The organism is Variovorax sp. V118 (assembly GCF_041154445.1).
GTDB lineage: Bacteria > Pseudomonadota > Gammaproteobacteria > Burkholderiales > Burkholderiaceae_C > Variovorax > Variovorax boronicumulans.
Map to the genome: position 1 here is coordinate 5,359,997 of NZ_AP028663.1, position 18,149 is coordinate 5,378,145.

The 18,149-nt window shown below is 70.4% G+C and carries 17 protein-coding genes; 13 read left to right on the forward strand and 4 right to left on the reverse strand.

Going from position 1 to position 18,149, the window contains the following annotated elements; translation table 11 throughout:
* Positions 1–6: 6 nt before the first annotated feature.
* From ACAM52_RS24930 to ACAM52_RS24955, 6 genes are read left to right on the forward strand one after another with little or no spacing between them, the layout of a single operon-like run.
* A complete protein-coding gene (locus tag ACAM52_RS24930) occupies positions 7–654 on the forward strand; it encodes a DJ-1/PfpI family protein (protein WP_369644837.1) in 648 nt (215 codons plus the stop codon).
* Positions 655–659: 5 nt separating this feature from the next.
* Positions 660–1,301 carry a glutathione S-transferase family protein gene (locus tag ACAM52_RS24935; protein ID WP_307582797.1) on the forward strand — a complete coding sequence of 214 codons (642 nt, stop codon included), beginning with the start codon at positions 660–662 and terminating at the stop codon, positions 1,299–1,301.
* Between the two features lie 5 nt (positions 1,302–1,306).
* Positions 1,307–2,230 (forward strand): PhzF family phenazine biosynthesis protein, encoded by a 924-nt coding sequence (locus ACAM52_RS24940; protein WP_369644838.1) that lies wholly within the window; start codon positions 1,307–1,309, stop codon positions 2,228–2,230.
* 13 nt (positions 2,231–2,243) lie between these two features.
* Entirely contained in the window at positions 2,244–2,939 is a 696-nt protein-coding gene (locus tag ACAM52_RS24945) for a VOC family protein (protein ID WP_369644839.1), read from the forward strand.
* Positions 2,940–2,943: 4 nt separating this feature from the next.
* Entirely contained in the window at positions 2,944–3,576 is a 633-nt protein-coding gene (locus tag ACAM52_RS24950; RefSeq protein ID WP_369644840.1) for a LysE family translocator, read from the forward strand.
* 18 nt (positions 3,577–3,594) lie between these two features.
* Positions 3,595–4,563, forward strand: a complete 969-nt coding sequence (locus tag ACAM52_RS24955; RefSeq protein WP_369644841.1) for a threonine dehydratase — start codon at positions 3,595–3,597, stop codon at positions 4,561–4,563.
* 7 nt (positions 4,564–4,570) lie between these two features.
* Here the strand turns inward: ACAM52_RS24955 and ACAM52_RS24960 are convergent, their stop codons facing one another.
* Positions 4,571–5,407, reverse strand: coding sequence for a creatininase family protein (locus tag ACAM52_RS24960; protein ID WP_369644842.1), 837 nt, complete (start codon positions 5,405–5,407; stop codon positions 4,571–4,573).
* A gap of 337 nt (positions 5,408–5,744) precedes the next feature.
* On the opposite strand from ACAM52_RS24960, the gene pgaA reads away from it, so the two are divergent.
* The 5 genes from pgaA (at position 5,745) to ACAM52_RS24985 (ending at position 13,087) form a co-directional block, all read left to right on the forward strand.
* On the forward strand, positions 5,745–8,261 hold the full coding sequence (gene pgaA / locus ACAM52_RS24965; protein ID WP_369644843.1) for a poly-beta-1,6 N-acetyl-D-glucosamine export porin PgaA: 2,517 nt from the start codon (positions 5,745–5,747) through the stop codon (positions 8,259–8,261).
* 8 nt (positions 8,262–8,269) lie between these two features.
* Positions 8,270–10,336 (forward strand): poly-beta-1,6-N-acetyl-D-glucosamine N-deacetylase PgaB, encoded by a 2,067-nt coding sequence (pgaB, locus tag ACAM52_RS24970; RefSeq protein ID WP_369644844.1) that lies wholly within the window; start codon positions 8,270–8,272, stop codon positions 10,334–10,336.
* Complete coding sequence (pgaC, locus tag ACAM52_RS24975) at positions 10,333–11,613, forward strand: poly-beta-1,6-N-acetyl-D-glucosamine synthase (protein WP_307696621.1); 1,281 nt, start codon at positions 10,333–10,335, stop codon at positions 11,611–11,613. Before pgaB ends, pgaC begins: the two co-directional genes overlap by 4 nt.
* Positions 11,603–12,169 (forward strand): PgaD family protein, encoded by a 567-nt coding sequence (locus ACAM52_RS24980; RefSeq protein WP_369644845.1) that lies wholly within the window; start codon positions 11,603–11,605, stop codon positions 12,167–12,169. Before pgaC ends, ACAM52_RS24980 begins: the two co-directional genes overlap by 11 nt.
* Before the next feature lie 120 nt (positions 12,170–12,289).
* Positions 12,290–13,087 carry an SDR family oxidoreductase gene (locus tag ACAM52_RS24985; RefSeq protein WP_369644846.1) on the forward strand — a complete coding sequence of 266 codons (798 nt, stop codon included), beginning with the start codon at positions 12,290–12,292 and terminating at the stop codon, positions 13,085–13,087.
* Between the two features lie 305 nt (positions 13,088–13,392).
* On the opposite strand, the gene ACAM52_RS24990 is transcribed toward ACAM52_RS24985, so the two are convergent.
* Positions 13,393–14,301: a LysR family transcriptional regulator gene (locus ACAM52_RS24990; RefSeq protein WP_095949478.1), complete on the reverse strand. Its 909-nt coding sequence runs from the start codon at positions 14,299–14,301 to the stop codon at positions 13,393–13,395.
* Between the two features lie 89 nt (positions 14,302–14,390).
* Between ACAM52_RS24990 and ACAM52_RS24995 the strand changes: the two genes are divergently transcribed.
* A complete protein-coding gene (locus ACAM52_RS24995; RefSeq protein WP_369644847.1) occupies positions 14,391–15,401 on the forward strand; it encodes a zinc-binding alcohol dehydrogenase family protein in 1,011 nt (336 codons plus the stop codon).
* Between the two features lie 19 nt (positions 15,402–15,420).
* Positions 15,421–16,014 carry a GNAT family N-acetyltransferase gene (locus tag ACAM52_RS25000; protein ID WP_369644848.1) on the forward strand — a complete coding sequence of 198 codons (594 nt, stop codon included), beginning with the start codon at positions 15,421–15,423 and terminating at the stop codon, positions 16,012–16,014.
* Here the strand turns inward: ACAM52_RS25000 and ACAM52_RS25005 are convergent.
* Positions 16,006–16,719: a sulfite exporter TauE/SafE family protein gene (locus tag ACAM52_RS25005; RefSeq protein WP_062480617.1), complete on the reverse strand. Its 714-nt coding sequence runs from the start codon at positions 16,717–16,719 to the stop codon at positions 16,006–16,008. The genes ACAM52_RS25000 and ACAM52_RS25005 overlap by 9 nt on opposite strands.
* Positions 16,716–18,128, reverse strand: coding sequence for an amidohydrolase family protein (locus tag ACAM52_RS25010; RefSeq protein ID WP_369644849.1), 1,413 nt, complete (start codon positions 18,126–18,128; stop codon positions 16,716–16,718). The genes ACAM52_RS25005 and ACAM52_RS25010 overlap by 4 nt, the downstream gene beginning before the upstream one ends.
* Positions 18,129–18,149 lie beyond the last annotated feature (21 nt).

Genomic DNA, 18,149 nt, shown 5'->3' on the forward strand with positions numbered 1-18,149 from the left:
ACGACGATGCACATCGCCATCCTCACCTTCGACGGCTTCAACGAGCTCGACTCGCTGGTCGCGCTCGGCGTGCTCAACCGCGTGAAGAAGCCGGGCTGGCGCGTGACGCTGGCCTCGCCCAGCGCCACCGTGACCTCGATGAACGGCGTCACGGTGCATGCCACCGAGACGCTCGAAGCGGCCTGCGAGGCGGGTGCGGTGATCGTCGGCAGCGGCATCCGCACGCGCGAGATCGCCGCCGACGCGGGCCTGATGGGCGTCCTGCGCGGGCTCGACCCGTCGCGCCAGCTCATCGGCGCGCAATGCTCGGGCACGCTGCTGCTGGCCAAGCTCGGCCTGCTGGGCACGGTGCCGGCCTGCACCGACCTCACGACCAAGCCCTGGGTGCAGGAAGCCGGCGTCGAGGTGCTCAACCAGCCCTTCTTCGCGCAGGGCAACGTGGCGACCGCGGGCGGTTGCTTCTCGGCGCCCTACCTCGCGGCGTGGCTCATCGCGCGCACCGAAGGGCTTGAGGCCGCGAAGAGCGCGCTGCACTACGTCGCGCCGGTCGGCGAGAAAGACGACTACGTGGCGCGCGCGCTGCGCAACATCGAGCCGTACCTGCAGGCGCAGCAGCCGGCCACGGCCGACGCCCTCTGCGCACAAGGACACTGAACACCATGCTCAACATCTGGGGCCGCATCAGTTCGATCAACGTGCGCAAGGTCGTGTGGTGCGCGCAGGAGCTTGGGCTCGACTTCCAGCGCACCGAGGCCGGCGGCAAATTCGGCGTGGTGCAGACGCCCGAGTACCGCGCGCTCAACCCGAACGCCATGGTGCCCACCATCGACGACGGCGAAGGCGCCGAGCGCGTCACGCTGTGGGAGTCGAACGTCATCGTGCGCTACCTGTGCGCCCGCTACTCGCACGGCACGCTCTACCCGAGCGAGCTGCCCGCGCGCTTCGACGCCGAGCGCTGGATGGACTGGCAGCAGACCACGCTCAACCGCGCCAGCCGCGACGCCTTCGTGCAATGGGTGCGCACGCCGCCTTCGGAGCGCCAGCCCGCGCTGATCGCCGCGTCGGTGCGCGAGAGCGAGGCGCTGTTCGCGATGCTCGACGCCCACCTCGCGCAGCGCCCCTACATGGCCGGCGAGCGCTTCACCATGGCCGACATCCCGATCGGCTGCGAGGCGCACCGCTGGTTCGGCCTGCCCGGCGCCGAGTACCGCCGGCCCGTCTGGCCCAACGTCGAGCGTTGGTACGCCGACCTGCTTTCCCGCCCGGGCACGCGTGGCGTGCTCGATCTATCCCTCGAATGACCCTGATGAAATCCCGCCCCTTCAAGCAAGTCGACGTCTTCACCGCCACCGCCTACTACGGCAACCCGCTCGCGGTGGTGATCGACGGCCAGGACCTGGACGACGCCGCCATGCAGCGCTTCGCGCAGTGGACCAACCTGTCGGAGACCACCTTCCTGCTGCCGCCGACCGACCCGGGCGCCGACTACCGCGTGCGCATCTTCACGCCCGGCGGCGAGCTGCCCTTTGCCGGCCACCCGACCATCGGCAGCTGCCATGCGTGGCTGCAGGCCGGCGGCAAGCCCAAGGTGGCGGGCCGCGTGGTGCAGCAGTGCGGCGCCGGCCTCGTGCCGCTGCGGCGCGAAGGCGAGCGCCTGGCCTTTGCCGCGCCGCCGCTCAAGCGCAGCGCCCCGAGCCCCGCGCTGCTGGCCAAGGTGGCCGGCGCGCTGGGCCTGAAGGCGCAGCAAGTCATCGCGGCGCAGGTGCTCGACAACGGCCCGGTGTGGTTCGGCCTGCTGCTGAACGACGCCGACGCCGTGCTGGCGCTGCAGCCCGACCACCGCGCGCTGAAGGAACTGGGCGTGAAGGCCGGCGTGGCCGGCGTGCCCTCGGCGCACGACACCTCGCTGCTCATCGGCCGTTCGAACCGCGAGGCGCGCGCCTTCGGCAACCGCCCCGCCACGCCGAACGACGACGGCGCCAAGATCGACCTCGAGGTGCGCGCCTTCGCCGAGCCCATCGGCGTGCAGGAAGACCCGGTCACCGGCAGCCTCAACGCCAGCCTGGCCGAATGGCTGATCGCCGACGGCCACATGCCCGAGCGCTACCTGGCCGCGCAAGGCCAGTGCCTGGGCCGCGCGGGCCGCGTGCACATCGAGCGCGACAGCGACGGCACGATCTGGGTCGGCGGCGATGCCGTGACCTGCGTCGACGGCCACGTCACCCTCTGAACAAAGGCACGCCATGGCCCCCGCCGAAATCGACCACCTGGTGATCGCCGCCGCCTCGCTGGCCGAGGGCGTGGCATGGTGCGAGGCCACGCTCGGCGTCACGCCCGCGCCGGGCGGCGTGCACCCGCTGATGGGCACGCACAACCGGCTGCTGAACATCGCGAGCGCCGCGTTCCCGCGCGCCTATGCCGAGATCATCGCGATCGAACCCGGCAAGGCGCCGTCGCGGCCGAAGACGCGCCGCTGGTTCGACCTCGACGACGCCGCGCTGCAGGCCGCGCTCGCACAGCGCGGCCCGCGGCTCATCCACTTCGTGGCGCGCGTGCCCGATGCGCACGCCGCCACGCAGGCGCTCGCACGCGAGGAACATGCGCACATCGACCGCGGCCACCTGCTCGAAGCCTCGCGCGACACGCCGGCCGGCCGGCTCGAGTGGCAGATCACCGTGCGCGACGACGGCCAGCGCCTGTTCTACGGCGCGCTGCCCACGCTGATCCAGTGGGGCGCGGTGCACCCCACCGACGCCATGCCCGCTTCGGGCCTGGCACTGCGTTCGCTGCGCGTGGCGCATCCGCGCGCGCCGGCACTGTCGGCCGCGCTCACGGCCATCGGCATGGGCGGACTGCCGGTCGATGCCGGCCCGCCCAACCTCGTCGCCGTACTCGACACGCCGCGCGGCCCCGTCACCCTCGAATCGCAAGGACTCTGACCCCATGCTCACCCTGACCGAAATCGCCTGGTTCGCCCTCGCCTCGCTGCTGCTGGCGCTCACGCCGGGGCCGAACATGATCTATTGCGTGTCGCGCACGCTGATCCAGGGTCGCCGCGCGGGGCTCATCTCGCTGGGCGGTGTGCTGATGGCGTTCCTCGTGCACCTGTTCGCCGCGGCGCTGGGCCTCACGGCGTTGCTGCTGGCGGTGCCGGTCGCGTTCGACGCGATCCGTTTCGCCGGCGCGGCCTACCTGATGTGGCTCGCGTGGCAGGCAGTCAAGCCCGGCGGCAACGCGCCCTTCGAGGCCCGCGCGCTGCCGGCCGATCCGCCGGCCAAGCTGTTCCGCATGGGCTTTCTCACGAACCTGCTGAACCCGAAGGTGGCGATGTTCTACCTGTCGTTCTTCCCGCAGTTCATCCATCCCGAGCGCGGCTCCGTGCTGCTGCAGAGCCTGCAGTTGGGCATGGCGCAGATGGCGAGCAGCGCGCTGGTCAACACCGTGATGATCGTCGGCGCCGCGAGCATCACGGCCGTGCTGTCGCAAAGCGCGGGCTGGCTGCGCGCGCAGCGCTACATCATGGGCAGCGTGCTGGCCGCGCTGGCCGTGCGCGTGGCGCTCAGCGAACGCAAGTAAGCAACAAGAAGGACGTCGATGCGATTCACCCGCGAAGAGATCGAAGCCGCGCAGCGCACCGTGCGTGCGGCCATGCCACCCACGCCCCAGTACACCTGGCCGCAGCTGTCGCAGCGCCTGGGCGCCACGGTCTGGGCCAAGCACGAGAACCACACGCCGGTCGGCGCCTTCAAGATCCGCGGCGGCCTGACCTACTTCGAGACCCTCGCGCGCGAGCAGCCCGCCGTGCGCCACGTGATCAGCGCCACGCGCGGCAACCACGGCCAGTCGGTCGGCTTCGCCTCGCAGCGCCACGGGCTGGCCGCGACCATCGTGGTGCCGCACGGCAACTCGCGCGAGAAGAACGCGGCGATGCGCGCGCTCGGCGTGACGCTGGTCGAGCATGGCGACGACTTCCAGGCGGCCGCCGAACACGCGGCGGTGCTGGCCGAGCGCGACGCGCTGCACCGCGTGCCCTCGTTCCATCGCGAACTGGTGCGCGGCGTGTCGACCGCGTATGTCGAGTTCTTCAGCGCACTGAAAGACTCACCACCCGACGTGCTGTTCGTGCCCATCGGCCTGGGCTCCGGTTTTGCCGGCGCGGCCGCGGCGCGCGCGCACTGCGGCGTGTCGACGAAGCTCATCGGCGTGGTGTCGGCGCATGCCACGGCCTACCGCGATTCCTTCCGCGCGCGCCGTGCGGTCGAGTCGCCCGCCACCACGCGGCTGGCGGACGGCATGGCCTGCCGCACGCCGGTGCCCGAATCGCTGGACGTGATCCTGCGCGAGGCCGACGACGTGATCACCGTGACCGACGATGAAGTGGCGGAGGCCATGCGCGTGCTTTTCAGCGACACGCACAACGTAGCCGAAGGTGCGGGCGCTGCCGCCTTGGCGGGCGCGCTTCAGCAGAAGGAACGCTGGCGCGGGCAGACGGTGGGCGTTGCGCTGAGTGGCGGCAATGTCGACGCGGACATGTTCGCCGGGGTGCTGGGGCGCAGCGCCTGATCCGGTCTCAGGGCAGCGGCCCTGTGTTCGCCGTGCTCAACGGCAGCTGGGACACCTCGGCCAGCAGCAAGGCCAACTGCTGCGCGGCCGCATCGATCACCGCCTGCCCCTTCTCGGCCGTGGCCGCTGCGGCATTGCCCGCCGCCCCCTGCGCGTTGTAGTCCTCCATGGCCCAGCCGAGCTTGGCGCTCTTGCCGTTGCCGAGGATCGCGCAGTCGGCCGCGCGCTGCTCCGAGGTGGAGCTGAAATCCTTCGCCTCGCCCATGCGCACCAGCGCGGGCGTCAGCGCCAGCATCATCGAGGTCTCGACCTCGCCCGCGTGCACGCCGAAGCGGTGCTCGCGGGCGCTGAACTGCGCGTTCGCATCGCCCAGCGGCAGATTGAACCAGCTCACGCTGTAGACGATCAGGCCGTGCGCGGCGCGCAGTTCGCGCGCCACGATGTCCATCGCGCCCACATGGCCGCCGTGGGCGTTGAACAGCACCAGCTTCTTCACGCCGGCGCGCGCCACGCCCGCGCCGATCTCGTTCCACATGCGGATCAGCGTCTCGGCCGAGAAGGTGAGCGTGCCCGCAAAGCGTGCGTGCTCGGGGCTCAGGCCGATCTGCTGGGTCGGCAGGAACAGCGCTGGCAGTTCCGGCGGCAGCAGCGGCAGCGCGGCGGCCACGATGCCGTCGGCCAGCACGGTGTCCACGCCCAGTGGCAGGTGCGGGCCGTGCTGCTCGGTCGCGCCCAGCGGCAGCACCGCCACCGTGGTCGCCGCGTCGAGCGCGGCAAAGTCGCGCGTCGTCAACTGGGACCAGAAACGGGGCCAACGGGGCGAAGAGACCGGAAGTGCGTTCATGCCGCGATCTTAGGACGGGGCCATAGGCGGCGCATGGGGCAACACTTGCATACAACTTGCCAACATCGGATGAATTGATCGCGAATCTGTTCACGATTAGTTCTCATCTTTCCCGATGTTCGGTCCTATTGTTTACAAATTGGCCTAGAGTCCCTTTTCACGAACTTTCCGCCACGGCTTGTCACGGCCCAGGAGAGTTCACGCAAAAGGGAGTAGCGTGTCCATCCATCCACAAAAAAATGGAGGCACCGTCGTTGCCGGGCGCAAAGTCGCGCCCTTCAAGGCATTGCCTCACCATCTCGCACGAGCCGTGCGGGGTTTGCCGCCGATCGTGTGCGTGCTGGTCTTCGGAAGCAGCACCGCGTACGCGGAATCCACTGTCGCGCCCTCGCCGGCCGCCCCCCTGGGCAGCGCGCTGGCGTATGACGCCCCGCAGCACGACGCCCTCATCGTCGCGCGCCGCGCCGGTCGTATCGCGCCGGCCCAAGCCCTGCAGCAGCTGCGCCAATGGCTGGCTGCGCCCCTGGCCGACGACCAGCGCCGCCGCGTGGCGTCCGACGCCATCGCGATCGCGGTGGCCGAGGGCCAGTTCGCCGACGCGGTGGCCGTGGGCCGCCAGGTGCCGCCGAGCGAGCTGGGCGACTACGCGCTCGGCCCGCTGGCCGGCGCCGCGCGGCGCACGGGCGACATCGCCTTGCAAGGCGACACCGTCAAGGTTTGGCGCGCGCGCCAGCCGGCGGCCCGTGAACCGCGCATCCATGAAGCCTTCTGGCGGCTGGCCAGCGGCGACACGGCGGGCGCGCAAACCCTCTACCGCGCACTCGCACAGCCCGCGCCCACCGAGGTCACCGACCGCGTCGCGCTGCTCGATTTGCGCGCCGCGCTGGCGCGTGCGCAGGGCCAACCCTTCCAGGCGCTCACGGCCTACGGCGAGATCACCGCACTGCAGCCCGCGCGCCGCGATGCGCAGCGCGACGCCGACTTCCTGCTGGCCGAGTACGGCGGCGCCACGGCCGCATTCGAGGACGCGCAGGCGGCCGAACGCAAGCAGCCCGGCAGCCTCGCGTCACTGACGCTCGCGCTGCTCGAACAGCAGGCGCTGGCGCAGCAGCTGCGCTGGGCCGTGAAGGCGCGCGACCAGCGCCTGGGCGCGGCGCGCGTCGCCGACCTCGACAAGGTGCTGGCCGCCCAGAGTGCCGCACTGGCCCGCGTCGACGCCGCGCTCGCGCAGCCCGCCCCGCCAGACGCCGACACCTGGCGCACGCTGCGCATGCGGCTGCAGTCCGACCGCATGATGGCGCTGCTGGAGCGCGGCCGTCCGGCCGACACCATCGCGCTGTACGACAGCCTGCGTGCCGACGGCACCGCGTTGCCGCCCTACGCGCTGGGCATCGCCGCCCGCGCGCTGGCGCAGGAGCGCCGCTCGGCCGATGCCGTGCCGCTGTTCGAGAAGGCGGTCGTCGACCTGCCGATGCCCGACAGCCTGCACTTCGGCCTGGTCTACGCCTACCTGGACACCGGCCGCTTCGACGAGGCCGAGGCGCTGCTCCAGCGCATCGAAAGCGCCACGCCCGTGCTGATGCGGCTGGCGCCGGAAGCGGGCCGCCCCAACGACCAGTTCTCCGAAGTGAGCGGCCTGGGCGCATTGCTGCAGCTGTACGGCGACCGCCCGAAGATCGCGCAGCCGCGCTTCAACACGCTCACGCAGGAAGCCCCGCTCAACGCGGGCTACGCCTACGGCGCCGCGCTCACCGAGCGGCTGCGCGAGCACCCCGAGGCGGCCGTGGCGCGCTTCGAGGCGCTGAGCGCCGACCACCCCGACGACCTGAGCGTGCGCACCGGCCATGTCGAGGCGCTGCTCGACGCCGACGAATTCCGCGCGGCCCGCATCCGTGCCGAGTCGCTCGAGGCCGACGCGCCCGACGCCGCCGAGGTGCGCGAGATGGCGCGCAAGCGCCGCTCGCTGGTCGGCCCGCAACTCGAGATCGATGCCGAAGGTTCGCGCGGCGGCGGCACGCTGGCCAGCCGCGAATGGCGCGTCGACAGCCGGCTCAGCTCCGGCCTCATCGGCGATGCGTGGCGCGTGTTCTATGCGCAGACGCTGGGCCGCGGCTACACCTCCGAGGGCACGGCCCAGTGGGCGCGCGGCGGCCTCGGTGCGAGCTGGCAACAAGGCCGCTGGCTGGCCGAAGGCGTGCTGCAACATGCGAACAGCGGCCGCTACCGCAACAGCGTGGCCGGCCGCGTCGACTACCGCGCCAGCGACGCCTGGCGCCTGTCGGCCACCTACGACGGCGACAGCAAGGAGCTGCCCTGGAAGGCGCGCGCCGTGCCCTTCGGCGCGCAGGCCATCGGCGCGCGCGAGTTCGGCGCCAGCGCGGCCTACGTCGTCAACGAGTCGCGCCGCTTCGACCTGCAATGGCGCCGGCTCGACTTCAGCGACGGCAACCTGCGCGACGGCCTCGACTTCGGCTGGCGCGAGCGCTGGGTCAGCACGCCGCGCTTCCAGATCGAAACGCGGCTGGGCGTCGATGCCAGCCGCAGCCGCCTGCAGGACGTGCGCTACTTCAGCCCCTCGCGCGACGCCAGCGCGCAGCTGTCGGTGCGCGGCCAGTGGCTCACCTGGAAAAGCGACGACCGCCAGTTCTTCCAGGTGCTGGAGCTCGGCGGCGGCAGCTACCAGCAGGCCGGCTTCGGCAGCGGCCCGCTGTGGAACGTGCGCTACGAGCACCGCTGGGCCCTGGGCCAGAAGCTCACGCTGCGCTACGGCCTGACCTTCGGCAGCCACCCCTACGACGGCGTGCGCGAAAAACAGCGCGGCGTGTTCCTGAACCTTTCGATGCCCCTGCAGTGATGTCCGTGATGCAAGCCCCCACCTTCTTCCTCCGGCTGCGCGCGGCCCTGCTCGGGCTGCTGCTGGCGGCTTCGTTGCCTGCACTGGCGGCGCCGGTGCTGCCCGCCGACCCCGACAATGGCGTCGACTTCCGCGTGATCTCGTTCCACGACGTGCGCCCCAACGTGCGCGCCAGCTTCGAGACCTCGCCCGACGAAACCGCCATCGACGAGCGCACGCTCGCCGAAGTGTTCGCCTGGCTGCGCCACAGCGGCTACCACCCGGTCAGCCTGCAGCAGATCATCGATGCGCGCAACGGCGGCAAGCCGCTGCCCTCGCAGCCCGTGCTGCTGACCTTCGACGACGGCTACCGCAGTGCCTACACGCACGTGTTCCCGCTGCTCCAGCGCTTCAACTACCCGGCGCTGTTCGCGCTCGTGACGAGCTGGCTCGAGGTGCCCGAAGGCCAGCCCGTGCACTGGGGCGACAAGCCCGCGCCGCGCGAGAACTTCCTGCTGTGGCGCGAAGCCGCCGAGATGGCGCGCTCGCCGCTGGTCGAGTTCGCCAGCCACACCGACGCGATGCACACCGGCATCCAGGCCAACCCGCAGGGCAACATGCTGCCCGCCGCGGCCACGCACCGCTACGACCCGAAGACCGGCCGCTACGAAGACGACGCCGCCTACCTGCGCCGCATCGAGACCGACCTGCGCCGCAGCCGCGAGCTGATCGAGAAGCGCACCGGTGCCAAGGTGCGCGCCACCGTGTGGCCCTACGGCGCCTACAACACGCCCGCGCTGGAAGCCTCGGCGCGCGTGGGCATGCCGATCACCTTCACGCTCGACGACGGCGCGAACACGAAGGAGATTCCGCTCAGCCGCATCCGCCGCGCGCTGGCTGCCTACGACAACGAGGCGCCCGACTACGTGCAGATGCTGCGCAGCCCCGTGGGCGGCGAGGTGCGCCCGATCAACCGCGTGATGCACGTCGACCTGGACTACGTGTACGACGCCGACCCGGCCCAGCAGGAGCGCAACCTCTCGGCGCTGATCGAGCGCGTGGCCGCCGTGCGCCCGCGCTCGGTGTTCCTGCAGGCCTATGCCGACCCCGACGGCGACGGCGTGGCCGACGCGCTGTACTTTCCCAACCGCCACCTGCCGATGCGCGCCGACCTGTTCGCCCGCGCCGCCTGGCAACTGCGCAGCCGCACCGGCGTGAAGGTCTACGCGTGGATGCCCGTCACCGCCTACCGGCTGCCGGCGTCGAACCCGCTGGCCACGCACACGGTGCGCACGCTCAAGGGCGACGCGCCGGCCGACCGCTACCACCGGCTCTCGCCCTTCGACCCGGCCGTGCGCACGCTGGTCGGCGACCTGTACGAAGACCTGGGCCGCCACACCTTCTTCGAAGGCCTGCTGTTCCACGACGACGCCATGCTCTCGGACGACGAGGACGCCAGCCCCGCCGCGCTCGACACCTACCGCCGCTGGGGCCTGCCGGCCGGCGTGGCCGCGCTGCGCGCCGACCCCGCGCTCATGGCGCGCTGGACCAGCGCCAAGACCCGCCACCTGATCGAGTTCACGCACGAACTCGCGGCGCGCGTGGGCACCTGGCGCCCTGCCCTGGAAACGGCGCGCAACCTCTACGCGCGGCCGGTGCTCGAACCCGCGGCCGAGCAATGGTTTGCCCAAAACTATGAAGCCTCGCTTGCCGCCTACGACTACGTCGGCCTGATGGCCATGCCGCGCATGGAGCAGGAGGCCCGCACCCCGGCCGACAGCGACGCCTGGCTGGGCCGCCTGGCGCAGCGCGCGGCCGCCACGCCGCACGGCCTGGACCGCACCGTGTTCGAGCTGCAGGCACGCGACTGGCGCACCGGGAAACCCGTGGCCGACGCCGAGCTCACGCGCCAGTGGACCCTGCTGCAGCGCGCCGGCGTGCGCCACCTGGGCTACTACCCCGACGACTTCCTGAACAACCAGCCCTCGCTGGAGACCGTGCGCCGCGCGATCTCGGTGCGTTCGCTGCTGTCGCGCGCCCCCCGGCGCAACCACGACGCCGCCACGCTGCCGCCTGAAGGAGGGAAGCCCCGATGAACACGCTCCAGATGCTGGTGGACCTGATTCCACCGGTGCTCTTCGGCTTCGTCTTCTACTACCCGTTCTTCATGGCGTGGGTGTGGATCGCGGGCGGCCTTTCGCATGCGTGGTCGTTCGAGCGCAAGCGCGACGTCGAGGTCGACCCGCTGCCGCTGCTGCCCTCGCAGCCGCTCGTCACCGTGGTGGTGCCCTGCTTCAACGAGGCGCCGCACCTGCGCGAAGTGATCGAGCAGCTGATGCGCACGCGCTACCCGAACTACGAGGTGATCGCCGTCAACGACGGCAGCACCGACGGCACCGGCGAGCTGCTCGACGAGATGACGCTCGAGTTCAGCCGCCTGCGCGTGATCCACAACGCCAGCAACCAGGGCAAGGCCGTGGGCCTGAACACCGCCTGCCAGCTGGCGCGCGGCGAGTACATCCTGGGCATCGACGGCGACGCGCTGGTCGACCCCAACGCCATTGCGTGGATGCTCAAGCGCATGCTGGCCTCGGATCGCATCGGCGCCGTCACCGGCAACCCGCGCATCCGCACGCGCACCACGCTGCTGGGGCGCATGCAGGTGGGCGAGTTCTCGTCGATCATCGGCCTCATCAAGCGCTCGCAGCAGCTCATCGGCACGCTGTTCACGGTGTCGGGCGTGCTGGCCATGTTCCGCCGCCGCGCCGTGCTCGAGGTGGGCTTCTGGAGCCCCGACGTGCTCACCGAGGACATCGACATGAGCTGGAAGCTCCAGCTCGCCGGCTGGCGCCTGCGCTTCGAGCCGCGCGCGCTGTGCTGGATCCTCATGCCCGAGACCCTGCGCGGCCTGTGGAAGCAGCGCCTGCGCTGGGCCGTCGGCGGCATCCAGACCATGCTGCGCATCACGCCGTCCATCCTGCGCCTGCGCAGCTGGCGCCTGTGGCTCATCTACAGCGAGTACATGGTGAGCGTGGTGTGGGCCTATGCGATGGCGCTGGTGCTGCTGATCAGCTTCATCCGCCCCTTCCTGCCGCACGAGTCGGCCTGGCATTCGGCGCTGCTGCCGCACTGGCAGGGCACGCTGCTGGCCATGACCTGCATCCTGCAGATGCTGCTGAGCCTGTGGATCGACCGTCGCTACGACCGCGACCTCATGCGCTATTTCGCCGGAACGATCTGGTACCCGATCGCGTTCTGGACGATCACGATGGCCACCACGGTGGTCGCCCTTCCCAACGCTCTGATGCGTCGTCGCGGCAAGCGCGCGGTGTGGACGAGCCCTGACCGAGGAGTTTCTTCTGATGCATCCTGAACACCCGATTTCTTCGCCGACGGTCCACGAAGCCCCGCCGCCCCGCACCCGTTCGTGGGGCCAACCCGCGGTGGACGAACCCATCATCGACGCCGCGCGCATCCCGCTGCATGCCTTTGGCAACGGCCGTTCTCCGGCGCGCACCCTGGCCATGTACCTGTGGCTGCGCGTGCTGCGCCCGGCGATCACCGTCGCGATCTGGTTCTGCGCCATCTGGTACGCCTGGCCCTACGTGATGGGCGCGCGCTCCCAGCCCGAGGTGCTTCAGCTGCTGGGCCTGTACGCCATCGTCATCGGTGTGATCCTCGCCTCGATGCTGATCATGGGCCCGCTGCGCCGCCGCCAGCACCGCAGCGAGACGCCGCCGGAAAAGGAGCAGTCGTCGCTGTTCGCGCTGGCGTCGTACATCGAGGTCGCGCCCGCGCGCCTGTCGACCTGGCAACGCACGCGCCAGCTGCTGGCGCACCACGACCACCACGGCCAGCTGCGCGACGCCACCGACACCGCGCCGGCCGCACTGGAAGAAGAAACGACAGCGAAGCGCCGCAAGGCCTGACGCGCACAGGGCAACCGGCGCGGCCTTTTCGGCCGCGTCGCTGCAGGGGTTTCGGGGCGGTGATTCAATCGCGCGGCGGCAGCGCCGCAGACAGATCCACCTTCTTCCAAGGACCCCGACATGGACCTCCAGCTCCAGGACCAGCACGTTCTCATCACCGGCGGCAGCAAGGGCATCGGCCTGGCCTGCGCGCTGGGTTTCCTGCGCGAAGGCGCGCGCGTGAGCCTGGTCTCGCGCGACCTGCAGAACCTGCAGCAGGGCCAGCAGTCGCTGATCGCCGCGTTCCCGCAAGCCGAAGGCCGCGTCAGCCTGCACGCCGCCGACCTCAAGAACCCCGCCAGCGCCGTCGCCGCACTCGACGCCGCCGAACAGGCCTTCGGCCCCGTCGACGTGCTCGTCAATTCAGCAGGCGCCGCGCGCCGCACCCCGCCCGACGAACTCACGCCCGCCGCGTGGCACGACGCGATGGACGCCAAGTACTTCACCTACATCCACATGATCGACCCGGTCGTGAAGCGCATGGGCCAGCGCGGCCGCGGCGCCATCGTCAACGTCATCGGCCAGGGCGGCAAGGTCGCCAGCCCCGTGCACATGGCCGGTGGCGCCGCCAATGCCGCGCTGATGCTCGTGAGCGCCGGCATGGCCGCCGCCTACGCCGCGAAGGGCGTGCGCGTGAACGCCGTGAACCCCGGCCTCACGCTGACCGCGCGGCTGCAGGAAGGCATGAAGGCCGACGCGAAGCTGCAGGGCATCGACACCGACGAAGCGCTGGAGCGCGCCACCGCACGCCTGCCGCTGGGCCGCATCGCGACGCCCGAGGAAGTCGCCAACACCGTGCTCTTCCTGGCGTCGTCGAAGGCAAGTTATGTAACCGGCGCGATCGTGGCAATGGATGGCGCAGTGACCCCGATGATCTGACAAGGGACAGCAGGGGGGAGCGAACGCAGTGATGCGATCCCCCAGGCCGAGCGAAGCGATGGCCCGAGTACTCCCCCGCCCCTCTGGCCGCGCCGAGGAGCGCAGCGTTTCGCGGATCAGGGCTCGCCCTTGTTTGAGCGAAGCGAGTTTGGGCGAGACCCCGCGAAACGCGAGCACCGCAGGTTGCCCGCAGCGAAGCGGAGGGACGCGGACAGTGGGGTCGCCTTTCTTTGCTTACTTTCTTTGGCGAAGCAAAGAAAGTGAGTCGCCCGCCGGGGCGAGTCCCGGCCAGCAGCCTCAAGAAATCACCCCAAAGCCAACAACCCCTCGAACTTCAAAGCCAGGAAATCCACAAACCCCCGAACCCGAGCCGGCACAAACCTCCCACTAGGCAACAGCGCATGCAACGGATAAGGCTCCGTCTCCCAGTCAGGCAGCAGCCGCACAAGACGCCCTTCCCGAATGTCATTACGCACATCCAAAGCGGACTTCAGCGAAATCCCATACCCCGCCACAGTCCACTCCCGCGCCAGCGAAGCATCATCCACACTGCGATCCCCATTCACCCGCACCTCCGTCCACTGCCCCAACTGCGCAAACCGCCACACCCGGTGCCTTCGCCCACTCCGGTTGAACGTCAGACAGTTGTGCTGCAGCAGATCCTGCGGAACCCGAGGCAAGGGATGCCGACGCAGATAGTCCGGTGAAGCCGTCAGCACCGGATTCGTCAACGCAAACGCCCGCGCCACCAGCCGCGAATCGGCCAGCGCCCCGTAGCGCAGCGCCACGTCCACTTCGTCGCGCATCACGTCCAGCGGCCGATCCCCGACGGAAAGCGACAACTGCACCCCCGGATGCAACGCCAGGAACTCGTCGAACCAAGGCAGCAAGGTGCTGCGCGTGAGGTCCGACGGCGAGGCCACCCGCAAGGTACCGACAAGTTCGCCGCGATCCGCAGTGACCAGCGACTCCCCTTCATCCAACAGTTCAAAAGCACGCACCGCATAGTCGAGCAGCGTCTGCCCCTGCGGCGTCAGGCGCATCGCCCGCGTCGACCGCTCGAACAGCCGCGCCCCCAACTGCGCCTCCAGCCGCTTCAACGTCGCACTCGCCGCGGCAGGCGTGATCCCCAGCGCATGCCCCGCAGCCGTCAACGTGCCGCCACGCGCCGTCTGCACGAGCACCTGCAGGTCCGATATATTTTCAATCTTCATTTGAAAGTGTTGGTAATTCAGGCGACCTTATCAAACAGACGTTGTCATCCTACAGTCCAGCCATCGTTCCAGAAAGAAGGTTTCTTCCCATGAAAGCCGTCGGCTACCACCAGCCCCTCCCCATCGACAACCCCGAATCGCTGCAGGACATCGAGCTCCCCGCCCCCGTGCCGGGCGCGCGCGACCTGCTGGTGCGCGTGAAGGCCGTGTCGGTCAACCCGGTCGACACCAAGGTCCGCAAGAACGCCGCCCCCGAAGCCGGCCAGGCCAAGGTGCTGGGCTGGGACGCAGTCGGCACCGTCGAAGCCATCGGCAGCGGCGTGCAAAGCTTCAAGGTCGGCGACCGCGTGTACTACGCCGGCTCCATCATTCGCCCCGGCGCCAATTCGGAGCTGCACGCGGTCGACGAGCGCATCGCCGCCCTCGCCCCGAAGAGCCTCGACGACGCGCAAGCCGCCGCCTTGCCGCTGACCACCATCACCGCCTACGAACTGCTGTTCGACCGCCTCCAGGTGCCCAAGGATGGCGGCGAAGGCCGGACGCTGCTGATCACCGGCGGCGCCGGCGGCGTGGGCTCCATCCTCATCCAGCTCGCACGCCAGCTCACGAAGCTGCGCGTCGTCGCCACCGCCTCGCGCGCCGAAACGCGCGCATGGTGCCTGGCGCTGGGCGCGCACGTCGTCATCGACCATTCGAAGCCGCTCGCCGCCGAACTGAAGGCCGCCGGCATCGATGAAGTCGACATGGTCGCCAGCCTCACGCAGACCGACCAGCACTACGCGCAGCTCATCGAAAGCCTCAAGCCCCAGGGCCAGCTCGCGGTGATCGACGACATGAAGGTGCTTGACGCGATGCCGCTGAAGACCAAGTGCATCTCGCTGCACTGGGAAATGATGTTCACGCGCTCGCGCTTCACCACGCCCGACATCGCCGAGCAAGGCAAGCTGCTGGCCGAAGTGGCCGCGCTGGTCGACGCGGGCCGCATCCGCACCACGGCGAATGCGAGCTTCGGCACCATCAACGCCGCGAACCTGCGCAAGGCACATGCGCTCATCGAGAGCGGCAAGGCGCAGGGCAAGGTGGTGCTGGCCGGGTTCTGATTTGCGCACAATCGGTCGCATGACCGAAGAAAGCACACACCCGCCCCTCATCGAATTCGAGACCCCACGCCTGTGGGTGCGCCAATGGCGCGAGAGCGATCTCGCGCCATTTTTCGCGCTGGCCTGCGACCCGCAGGTGATGGAATTTTTGCTGCCCTTGCCCACGCGCGCCGAAAGCGACGCAGCGGCGAACCGTGCCCGCGCGCTCATCGCGCAGAAGGGCTGGGGCTTCTGGGCCGTCGAGCGCAAGGACACGCGCGAGTTCATCGGCTTCACCGGCCTGAACGTGCCGATGGCCGCGCTGCCTTTCTCGCCCTGTGTGGAGATCGGCTGGCGCCTGTCGCGCGCCAGCTGGGGCCAGGGCTTCGCGACCGAGGCGGCACGCGGCGCGCTGCAGGTCGGCTTCGAACGGCTCGGGCTCGGCGAGATCGTGGCGTTCACCGCCAACGGCAACCTGCGCTCGGCCGCCGTGATGGCACGCATCGGCATGCACGAGGACGTGGCCGGCGCCTTCGAGCATCCGGCGGTGCCCGAAGGCGATGCGCTGCGCGGCCACCGGCTGTTCCGCATCGACCGCGCGGCATGGCAGGCCGCGCAGCGCGCCTCAGAATGAATGCAGCAGCAGTGCGGCGCCCGACACGATCGCGAAGACCTGCACGAAGATGCGCAGCACGCGGCCGTTGATGCGCCGATGCACCACGCGGCTGAGCACCGCGCCCACGACGAGCGCAGGCAACAGCAGGGCCGCGGCATAGAGCTGTGAGCCGTCGATGCGCCCCGCCGCCATCAGCGTGGCCAGCGACACCAGTTCGCCGACCAGGAAGCACAGCGCAATGGTCGAGCGCATGGTGGGCGCCGGCTGGTGCTGGTAGACCAGCGCCAGCGGCGGCCCGCCGATGCCGGTCGCGGTTTCGGTGACGCCGGTCACGAGCCCCGCCGCCACGAACGCGGTGCGGCCCGGCGAGAAGGCCGGCATCATCAACGTGACCAGGGCCGCCGCGATGGTCGAGGCGCCGACGAACAGCGACAGGTGGCTCGCGCTCAACGCCGCCAGCACCCACAGGCCGCCGACGGTGCCGAGCAGGCGCCCGCCGGTGATCCAGCTGGCGCCAGTGCGGTCGATGGCGCCGCGCTCGCGCCACATCACGTAGAAGTTCAGCGGCAGCATCAGCACCAGCACGCACACGGGCAACAGGTCGGGGCGCACGATGCCGATCACCGGCGCGGCGATGAGCGCAAAGCCGACGCCGGTCGCGCCCTGCACGAAGGCGGCGAACAGCACGGCGAGCGAGACGAGGACAAGGTGTTGCGCGCTCACAGCGAGTGCCGCTCCGAGGCCAGGCGGCGGTGCGCGGCGGCCGGAGGATGCAGGCGCACGATGGGCGCGCGGTCCATCGCCGCATGGGCGACGCGCGCCAGCTGCCGCTGCAGCGCGCGCGCGTCCCAATCCGGCGGCCAGCCTTCCCACAGGCGCAGTTTCCCGTCGACGAACACGGCGACGATCTGGTCGCGGTTGCCCAAGCGCACGAGGTCCCACGTGAGGTCGACCGAGGTGCACATCTCGGGCGTGTCGACATCGACGATGAGGAAGTCGGCCGCCTTGCCCACGGCGATCTCGCCCGTGAGGTGGCCCAGGCCCACGGCGCGCGCGCCTTCGTGCGTGGCGTGGTCGAACCAGGTCCAGCCGCCGCCGCTGGAGGCATCGCCGATGGCCATGCCGAAGGCCAGCTTCTGCGCGGCCTCGGCCGCGTCCATCAGGCGGAAGGCATCGCTGCGCGTGGCGTCGGTGCCCAGGCCGAAGCGGATGCCCAGCGCGGCCATCAGGTTCGCGGGCGCCACGGCGTTGCCCTTCCACTGGCTGGCGACGGGGTTGTAGCTCACGGCGGTGTCGGTGTCGCGCAGCACCATGAGTTCCGAGGGCGTGACCAGCGTGCCGTGCGCAATGAGCACCTGCGGGCCGAGCGCGCCCAGGTGCGCCAGCAGCTCCAGCGGCCGCTTGCCGCGCTGCACGACCGAGCGCTCGACCGAGGCCAGGTGCTCGTTGACGTGCGTCTGGAACATCGTGCGCGCCTCGGTGCACAGGGCCGACACGGCGACCAGCATCTCGTCGGAGGCCGCCTCGGGCACCGAGATGGCGAGCGAGGGATGCACCAGGTCCGCACCCGACCACTGCTGCAGGAACTGCGCGGCATGCGACCGGATGGCCTGCCGGTCGGCGGCGCTGCTGTCGTTGCCGCCGTCGTTGCAGATCAGGCCCAGCACGCAGCGCAGCCCGGCCTCCTGCACGGCAGCGGCCACGGCGCCGATGTCGCCCGGCGCGCGCGTGCCCGCGTCGCACACGGTGGTGAAGCCGCCGCGCAGCGATTCGAGCGCCGCGAGCTTGGAGGCCATGTAGACGAACTCGTCGTCCAGGCTCGACTCGAGCGGCACCCACACGCGCCGGAAGATCTCGGACGGCTCGCCATAGGCCAGCGACTTGCCGAAGGACTGCGTGAGGTGGTGGTGCGCATCGATCATGCCGGGCATCAGCAGCTTGCCGGGCAGGTGCAGCGGCGTGAGCCGCGGGTGGCGGGCGATGAGCGCGTCGGCGGGGCCGACCTCGCGAAAGCGCCCGCCTTCGATGCGCACGGCATGGCCGGTGGCGGGGCCGTCGCGCAGCATCAGGTGGTCGGGAACGAGCAGCAGCTCGTCGGCCGCGAAGTGCGCGGCATCGAGTTCAGGAGACATGGTCAAAGGAGAGAACGGAAA